Source organism: Streptomyces prasinopilosus, assembly GCF_001419695.1.
Taxonomy (GTDB): Bacteria; Actinomycetota; Actinomycetes; order Streptomycetales; family Streptomycetaceae; genus Streptomyces; species Streptomyces prasinopilosus.
This window is the reverse complement of sequence record NZ_LIRG01000937.1, coordinates 1-4,420: the sequence shown is the minus strand read 5'-3', so window position 1 is coordinate 4,420 and position 4,420 is coordinate 1. Positions and strand designations below refer to the sequence as shown.

At 76.4% G+C, this 4,420-nt stretch carries 3 protein-coding genes and 1 pseudogene; 3 read left to right on the top strand and 1 reads right to left on the bottom strand.

Annotated elements, in window-relative coordinates; all coding sequences use genetic code 11:
- Window positions 1-228: 228 nt before the first annotated feature.
- The 3 genes and pseudogenes from AOK18_RS35265 to AOK18_RS28750 all read left to right on the top strand — a co-directional run.
- A pseudogene (locus AOK18_RS35265) lies at window positions 229-397 on the top strand (winged helix-turn-helix domain-containing protein); the annotation flags it as partial.
- A gap of 2 nt (window positions 398-399) precedes the next feature.
- Window positions 400-1,352 (top strand): ROK family protein (locus tag AOK18_RS28755; RefSeq protein ID WP_240503354.1); only part of this gene is annotated, 953 nt, incomplete at its 5' end.
- Between the two features lie 273 nt (window positions 1,353-1,625).
- Window positions 1,626-2,750: an NAD(P)-dependent alcohol dehydrogenase gene (locus AOK18_RS28750; protein ID WP_055571011.1), complete on the top strand. Its 1,125-nt coding sequence runs from the start codon at window positions 1,626-1,628 to the stop codon at window positions 2,748-2,750.
- 183 nt (window positions 2,751-2,933) lie between these two features.
- On the opposite strand, the gene AOK18_RS28745 is transcribed toward AOK18_RS28750, so the two are convergent.
- Window positions 2,934-4,127 (bottom strand): PP2C family protein-serine/threonine phosphatase, encoded by a 1,194-nt coding sequence (locus AOK18_RS28745; protein WP_055696214.1) that lies wholly within the window; start codon window positions 4,125-4,127, stop codon window positions 2,934-2,936.
- Between the last annotated feature and the right edge of the window lie 293 nt (window positions 4,128-4,420).

Here is a 4,420-nt window from a genome sequence, read left to right as displayed (position 1 = left end):
GTGCGTCCGGAGGCCTCGATGCGGGCGCGCAGCGCGGGCTTGATCTCGCGGACGGCGGCGGCGAGGTCGTCGGGAGCGGTCTCCCAGTGCGGGAGGGCGGGGAGGGCGTCGCGTTGCGTCCCGGTGGTCGGTGTCATGGCCCGGCTCCTTTGGTCAGGACTCCTTACTAGATGGTCAACGTAGCCGTGCGCCCCCGTTTGGGCAAGGGTCCTGACTAAAATCCCCGGCATGCCACTGGCCAAGCCGTCACTCGAGATGCTGCGCGCGCTGACCGACGAGAACGTGCTGCGCGCCCTGATGGAGGAAGGGCGCCTGACCCGCGCGGAGATCGCCGCCCGGACCGGGATCTCCAAGCCGACGGTCTCCGACAGCGTGCGGCGGCTGAGCGAGGCCGGCCNNGCCGACCCGGCCGCGGCCGGGTCGGCACCTACTACTCGCTGGCCGCGGACACCGGGGCGGCGCTGGTGGCGAGCATCGGCCCCGACGGCGTCGTCGCGGAGACGGTCGACGCCTTCGGCGCCGCCACCGCCCGCGCCGAGGTCGCCCTGGGGCGCGCCCCGGGCCCGGACGCGACCGCACGGGCCCTGACCGAAGCGGTCGCGCTCGTCCGGCCCCGCGCGCACGGCCGGCTGCGTACGGCCGTGATCAGCGCGGCCGATCCGGTCGACCGCGCCACCGGACGCCTGGTGCACCTGCCGGACGCCCCGTTCCTGGTCGGGGACCTGGACCCGGCGGCGGTGCTGGCCGGCCCGGTCGACGGGACGGTGCTGGTCGACAACGACATCAACTGGGCCGCCCGCGCCGAACGCGCCACCGGAAGCGCCCTCGGCGTCGACGACTTCGTCTACGTCCACCTCGGCGAGGGACTGGGCTGCGCGGTGGTCACCGACGCGGAGGTCCGCCGCGGCCACCACGGGCTGGCCGGCGAGATCGCCCACCTCTGCACCGAGGGACCCCGGGGCAGGGCGATGCCCCTCACCGAGGTCTTCGCCGAACTCGGCCTGCGCCGCGCCGGGTCCACCGCCATCGACGTCGACGCCCTGCGCACGGCCGCCCTCGGCGACTCCGCGCCGGCGCGGCGGACCCGCGACGCGCTGGCCCGCGCCGTGGGCGGGGTGCTGGCGGCGGCGGTCGCCCTGGCGGACCCCCGGCTGATCGTCCTGGGAGGCGCCTGGGGCGCCGAGCCGGCCGTCGCCGAGGCGGTCCGCGCCCACTTCGCCGCACTGCCCCGCAGCGTGCCGGTCGCGGCGGCCCGGGTCCCCGAACCCGCCCTAGCCGGTGCCCGCGCCCGCGCCGTGGAGGTCCTGCGCACCGCCATCATCGCCGCGCCGCGCCCGGAGGCGTCCGCCTGACCCGAGGCGCCGGTGGCGTGCCGGGGCGGGGGCCCGGCGACTTGCCCCGACCGCCCGACGGGGTTGCACTGGAAGGGGAGCCGTCACGACGGGAGTCCCCGCCGGGGCCGGGTCGAGTTCCCCTCCTTCCCCCGACCAGCCGCCCGACCGGCCGCGCGACCGGTTCGCGTCCGAAGGACGCACCGTGGAGCCGCACGGCTCCGGGGAAGCGACCGTGCCCGACGCCGAGGCGGTGGCGCGGCCGACGGACGCGTACCGGTGAGGACGACTGCCATGACCGATTCGGCGACCACCCGGGAGATCACCGCCGCGGTGGTGCGGGAGAAGGGCTCCTTCGAACTCGCGCCCGTCCTGCTGGACGCCCCGCGCGACGACGAGGTGCTGGTGCGGATCGTGGCCACCGGCCTGTGCCACACCGACCTGGTGGTGCGCGACCAGGTGTACCCGGTGCCGCTCCCCGTCGTCCTCGGCCACGAGGGCGCCGGCGTCGTCGAATCGGTGGGCGCGGCCGTGGAGAAGGTGGCACCCGGGGACCACGTCGCCGTCAGCTTCCTGCCCTGCGGCCGGTGCCGGCCCTGCTTCGACGGATCACCCGCGAGCTGCGCGAACTTCAACGCCATCAACTTCGCCGGCCAACGCCCCGACGGCTCCCACGCGCTCCGGTCCGCCACGGGGGACGGCACGCTCCACGACCGGTTCTTCGGGCAGTCCTCCTTCGCCACCCACGCGGTCACCAGTGAACGCAACACCGTCAAGGTCCGCGCCGACGCGCCGCTGGACCTGCTCGGCCCCCTCGGCTGCGGCATCCAGACCGGCGCCGGCACGGTCCTGCGGGCACTGGAGGTGGGGGCCGGCGCGACCTTCGCGGTGATGGGCGCGGGCGCGGTCGGCCTGAGCGCGGTGATGGCCGCCCGGGTGACCGGCGCGACCACGGTCGTCGCGGTCGACGTGCTGCCCGCCCGGCTGGAACTCGCCACCGAACTCGGGGCGACACACGTGGTGAACGGACGGGAGAAGGACGCCGTCGACGAGATCCGGCGGATCACCGGCGGCGGCGTCGACTTCGCCCTCGACACCACCGGACTGCCCGCGCTCATCGGGCAGATGGTGGAAGCGCTGCGGCAGCGCGGAACCGGGGCGGTCCTCGGAGCCTCCCGCGCCGACGCGGTGATCGGGCTGCCGGCCAACGCGTTCATGCAGAGCTGCAAGACGCTGATGGGCGTCGTGGAGGGCGACAGCGTCCCGGACGTCTTCGTCCCCCAACTCCTCGACCTGCACCTGCAGGGCCGCTTCCCCTTCGACCGGCTGGTCCGCTTCTACGACTTCGACCGGATCGACGAGGCCGCGGCGGACGCCGCGTCCGGCGCCGCGGTCAAGCCGGTCCTCCGCATCGGCTGAGGCGCCCGCGACGCCCGCAACACCGGCGGCACCGCGGGCGGGCGACCGGCGACCACCCGCGACGCCGCCGGTACTCCGAGCGGACGACCCTCACCGAGAACGCGGTGTCCGGCAAGGAGAAGCCGGACCGTCCCCCGAGGAGTGGTGACCGACCCCGAAGGGGACGGTGGCCGGCGGGAGCGGTCACGCCGAGGGGCCGGAGGGATCCCGCACCGGGTGCCGGCCGCCGTCCGCCTCCCCCGGGCGGACGGCCGGGGCCCCGCCGGGGCCGTCGTGCGCGTTGCGGGACAGGCCGACGGCGAGGAGCGCGACGTCGTCGTCGAGGTGCTCCTCGGTGTACCGGTACAGGTCACCGAGCAGGGCGTCCAGCACGTGGTCCGGGTCCGGCGGGAGGGGGCGGGACAGCCGCGGGACGGGATCGTAGAAGACCCCGCGGCGGTCGCGGGCCTCGACGACGCCGTCGGTGAACAGCACCAGGACCGCCCCCTCGGGCAGGGCGTACCGGTCGACGGGGACGTCCGGGGGGACGTCCGGGACGCCGAGGTCGGCCAGACCCAGCGGCAGCGAGGGCGTGGCCGGCTCCAGCGGGCGGGCCCGGCCGCGATGGACCAGCAGCGGCGCCGGATGCCCCCGGTTGGCCGTGCACAGGGTGGAGCCGTCGGCGGACAACTCGGCGATGACGGCGGTGGCGAACGTCTCGAGTCCGGCCCCGCCCTCGGCGCGCTTGACCTCCTGCATCCGCTCCTCCAGCCAGCGCACCACGCCGGGCAGGTCCGGAGCACGGCGGGTGGCCTCGTGGAAGGTGCCCAGCAGCGCGTTGACGGTCCGGACCGCGCCCAGGCCCTTGCCCCGGACATCGGCGATCATCAGCCGGACGCCGTGGGACGTCGGGTGGATCGCGTACAGGTCGCCCCCGACGGCGGCCTCCCGCGCGGCGGCCTCGTACCGGACGGCCACGGTCAGCGGCCCGATCCGCCCGGGAGGTGAGGGGAGCACCGCGCGCTGGAGGACCTCGGCGACCTCCCGGGTGTTCCTCAGCTGCCGCCGCTCGCGGGCCAGCAGCCGGTTGACCACCGCGGCCAGGAGGGTCAGCGTGACGAAGGTGGAGAACGGGACGATGTCGTCGACGCCGAACGGCAGCCTGCCCCGCACCAGCGGCAGGAGGACCGCGGCGAGGAGCGCCGCCCCGCCGGTGGCGATCGTCCCGGCCAGGGAGAGCCAGGGCGCGACCAGCACGGGGGCGGCCGCCAGCAGGGGGAACACCCTCATGCCTCGCGGGGTGAGGAAGTCCAGGGCGAACACGACGAGGATCAGCGCGGCGGGCAGCGCTCGGAGCCACCGCCTTCCGCGGGGCTGGGGCGCACGGGTGGGGCCCATTCTCCTGCGCTCCGGAGGTGTGCCTGGACGGAATCCGGGTTTCAGTCTCTGCCGCATCCCCGGCCGCGGCGACCGGAGCGCCGCGTGCGAGGTACCGGGTCCGTGCCGACGCGGCGGTGGGGCGGTCGCCGACGGCCGCTTTCCGCCGCCCCCCTCAGGGGCCGTCTCCCTCGGGGGGCGCGACGGGGCACGGGCACGGCGGGGCACGGCTGTCCGCCGCCGGCGTGGGGCACAGGCGCCGGTCCCGGCGGGCCCGGGGGACCGGAGGGGGCGGGTCCGGGGGCCCGCCGGGG